The 3,826-nt window shown below is 73.6% G+C and carries 5 protein-coding genes; all 5 read left to right on the forward strand.

The window, feature by feature from the left end:
- Positions 1–363, forward strand: a 363-nt coding sequence (locus RIM90_RS30950; RefSeq protein ID WP_309064055.1) for a (2Fe-2S)-binding protein, incomplete at its 5' end; no start/stop codon positions are given.
- A complete protein-coding gene (locus tag RIM90_RS30955) occupies positions 360–1,250 on the forward strand; it encodes a dihydrodipicolinate synthase family protein (protein WP_309064056.1) in 891 nt (296 codons plus the stop codon). The genes RIM90_RS30950 and RIM90_RS30955, both read left to right, overlap by 4 nt.
- 15 nt (positions 1,251–1,265) lie before the next feature.
- A complete protein-coding gene (locus RIM90_RS30960; protein ID WP_309064057.1) occupies positions 1,266–2,267 on the forward strand; it encodes a proline racemase family protein in 1,002 nt (333 codons plus the stop codon).
- Positions 2,268–2,350: 83 nt separating this feature from the next.
- Positions 2,351–2,998, forward strand: coding sequence for a GntR family transcriptional regulator (locus RIM90_RS30965; protein WP_309064059.1), 648 nt, complete (start codon positions 2,351–2,353; stop codon positions 2,996–2,998).
- A gap of 57 nt (positions 2,999–3,055) precedes the next feature.
- Positions 3,056–3,826, forward strand: a 771-nt coding sequence (locus RIM90_RS30970; protein ID WP_309064058.1) for a LacI family DNA-binding transcriptional regulator, incomplete at its 3' end; no start/stop codon positions are given.

Consider the following 3,826-nt stretch of genomic DNA (forward strand, 5'->3'; position numbering starts at 1 on the left):
CTGCGCGCGTCCGCGTCCGCGCTCGACTCCGTCTACGCCCCTCCCGCGCACTGGACCGACCGGGTCACCGACGACACCGTGGTCTGCCGCTGCGAGGAGGTCGACGCCGGTGCCGTCCGCGCGGCGGTCACCGAACTCGGCGCGGACGACCCGCGGACGGTGAAACTGCTGACCCGGGCCGGGATGGGCTGGTGCCAGGGCCGGATGTGCGAACCGGCGGTCGCGGCCCTCACAGGTCGCGCGCCCGCCCCGTCCCGGCGGCCGTTCGCCCGGCCCGTACCGCTCGGCGTGCTCGCCCGTCCGCGCACGGACACCGCCGATCCGCACACCACCGCCCACCCCGCCGAGGGAGGACCCTCATGACCGGCCACCGTCCCTGGCGCGGCGTCCTCGTCGCCACCGCGCTGCCGCTGAACGACGACCTCTCCGTGAATCACGACCGCTACGCCGAGCACTGTGCCCGGCTGGTGGCGGACGGCTGCGACGGCGTCGTGCCGAACGGCTCCCTCGGCGAGTACCAGGTACTCACCCCCGACGAGCGCGCCAGGGTCGTCGAGACGGCCGTCGCCGCGGTCGGCGGGGAGCGCGTCGTGCCGGGCGTCGCCGCCTACGGATCGGCCGAGGCCCGGCGCTGGGCCGAACAGGCGGCCGAGGCGGGCTGCCGTGCCGTGATGCTGCTGCCGCCCAACGCCTACCGCGCCGACGAGCGGTCCGTCCTCGCCCACTACGCCGAGGTCGCCGGGGCCGGACTGCCGGTCGTCGCCTACAACAACCCCGTCGACACCAAGGTCGACCTCGTACCGGAACTGCTCGCCCGGCTGCACGGCGAGGGGTACGTCCAGGCGGTCAAGGAGTTCTCCGGGGACGTGCGGCGCGCCTACCGCATCGCCGAACTCGCCCCCGAACTCGACCTGCTGGTCGGCGCCGACGACGTCCTGCTGGAACTCGCCGTCGCCGGCGCCAAGGGCTGGGTGGCCGGGTACCCGAACGCGCTGCCCCGGTCCTGCGTGGAGCTCTACCGCGCGGCCACCGGCGGCGACCTCGACACCGCGCTGCCGCTGTACCGGCAGCTGCATCCCCTGCTGCGCTGGGACTCACGGGTGGAGTTCGTCCAGGCGATCAAACGCTCCATGGACCTGGTCGGCCGGTACGGCGGCCCCTGCCGTCCGCCGCGCGTGCCGCTGGCGCCGGAGCAGGAGGCGGCCGTCCGCGCGGCCACCGAGAAGGCCCTCGCGGCCGGACTGGCCTAGGGGGGTGGGCCGGCCATGCGCAGCACACTCGTCCTGCACGCCGTCGACTCGCACACCGAGGGAATGCCCACCCGCGTCATCACCGGCGGCATCGGCACCATCCCCGGCGCGACCATGAACGAGCGGCGGCTGTACTTCCGCGAACACCGCGACCACGTCAAGCAGTTGCTGATGAACGAGCCGCGCGGCCACTCCGCGATGAGCGGTGCGATCCTCCAGCCGCCCACCCGGCCCGACTGCGACTGGGGCGTCGTCTACATCGAGGTCTCCGGCTACCTGCCGATGTGCGGGCACGGCACGATCGGTGTCGCGACCGTGCTGGTCGAGACCGGCATGGTCGAGGCCGTCGAACCGGTCACCACCATCCGCCTGGACACGCCCGCCGGGGTCGTCGTCGCCGAGGTGGCCGTGGAGGACGGCGCCGCCAGGGCCGTCACGCTGCGCAACGTCCCGTCGTTCGCCGTCGCCCTCGACCGCGAGGCCACCCTGCCCGACGGGCGGACCGTGACGTACGACCTCGCCTTCGGCGGCAACTTCTACGCGATCCTGCCGCTGGAGCGGCTCGGTCTGCCCTTCGACCGCTCCCGCAAGGACGAGATCCTCGCCGCGGCCCTGTCGCTGATGGACGCCGTCAACGCCGAGGACGAGCCCGTCCACCCGGAGGATCCGACCATCCGGGGCTGCCATCACGTCTACCTGGCCGCTCCCGGCTCGACCGCCCGTCACTCACGGCACGCCATGGCGATCCACCCCGGCTGGTTCGACCGTTCGCCCTGCGGCACGGGCACCAGCGCGCGGATGGCGCAGCTGCACGCGCGCGGCGAACTGCCCCTGCGCACCGAGTTCGTGAACGAGTCCTTCATCGGCACCCGGTTCACCGGCCGGCTGCTCGGCACCACCGAGGTGGCCGGCCGCCCGGCCGTGCTGCCCAGTCTCACGGGGCGTGCCTGGATCACGGGCACCGCACAGTACCTGCTGGATCCGCGGGATCCGTTCCCGGCGGGGTTCGTGCTGTGAGTTCCGGTGCGAACGCCGGGGACGCCCGCGGCGCCGAGAATGTCCGCGGCGCCGGGAACGCCGTCCCGCGGCGCGGTCCCGCCCTGCCCGCCCTGGGCGGTCGCGGACCCAGCTACCGGGAACGGGTCGCGGACGCGCTGCGGGCCGCGCTGATCGCCGGTGAACTGCGCCCCGGCGAGGTCCACTCGGCCCCCGCGCTCGCCGCCCGTTTCGGCGTCTCCGCCACCCCCGTGCGCGAGGCCATGCTCGACCTCGCCAAGGAGGGACTGGTCGACACCGTGCCCAACAAGGGGTTCCGGGTCACGGCCGTCTCCGAGCGGCAGCTCGACGAGTACACCCACATCCGCTCCCTGATCGAGATCCCGACGACGGCGGAACTGGCCGGCACCGCCGACCCGGTGGCCCTGCGGGCACTGCGCCCGGTCGCGGAGGAGATCGTCGCATCGGCCCGGGCCGGCGACCTCATCGCCTACGTCGAGGCCGACCTGCGCTTCCACCTCGGTCTGCTCGCGCTCGCGGGCAACGACCACCTCGTCGAGGTGGTCCGGGACCTCAGGCGGCGCTCACGGCTGTACGGCCTGACCGCGCTGGCGGAACAGGGGCGGCTGGAGGCGTCGGCCGAGGAGCACCTGGAGATGCTCGACGCGCTGCTCGCCCGCGACACGGAGGCCGTACGGGCCGCGATGACCCGGCACCTCGGGCACGTCCGGGGACTGTGGGCGGGCCCTTGACGAGAAAAGTGCGCGGCAACGCAAGTTTCTTGCATTTCTTGCGCTATTCATGCGTTCATGACGCGACGACTTGCTGTGGTGGCGAAGGAGGTCGGGGTCAGTGAGGCCACGGTCAGCCGGATGCTCAACGGCAAGCCGGGGGTCTCCGAGGCCACCCGGCAGGCGGTGCTCTCCGCCCTGGACGTCCTCGGCTACGAGCGGCCCACCCAGTTGCGCGGTGAGCGCGCCCGGCTGGTCGGGCTGGTGCTGCCCGAGCTGCAGAACCCGATCTTCCCCGCCTTCGCCGAGGTCATCGGCGGCGCGCTGGCCCAGCTCGGGCTGACGCCGGTGCTGTGCACCCAGACCAGGGGCGGTGTCTCCGAGGCGGACTACGTGGACCTGCTGCTCCAGCAGCAGGTCTCGGGCGTCGTGTTCGCCGGCGGGCTGTACGCCCAGGCCGACGCGCCCCACGACCACTACCGCCGGCTCGCCGAGCGCAACATCCCCGTCGTCCTCGTCAACGCGGCCATAGCCGACCTCGGTTTCCCGGCCGTGTCCTGTGACGACGCCGTGGCGGTGGAGCAGGCCTGGCGGCATCTCGCCTCGCTCGGGCACGAGCGGATCGGGCTGGTGCTCGGTCCCGGCGACCACATGCCCTCCGCGCGCAAGCTGGCCGCCGCCCGCGCGATCGCGGGGAAGGAGCTGCCGGAGGAGCACGTCGCCCGCGCCATGTTCTCCATCGAGGGCGGTCACGCCGCCGCCTCCCGGCTCATCGAGCGGGGCGTCACCGGCTTCGTCTGCGCCAGCGACCCGCTGGCTCTGGGCACCGTACGGGCCGCCCGCCGCAAG

It is taken from the genome of Streptomyces sp. (genome assembly GCF_031181555.1).
Lineage (GTDB): Bacteria > Actinomycetota > Actinomycetes > Streptomycetales > Streptomycetaceae > Streptomyces > Streptomyces fimbriatus.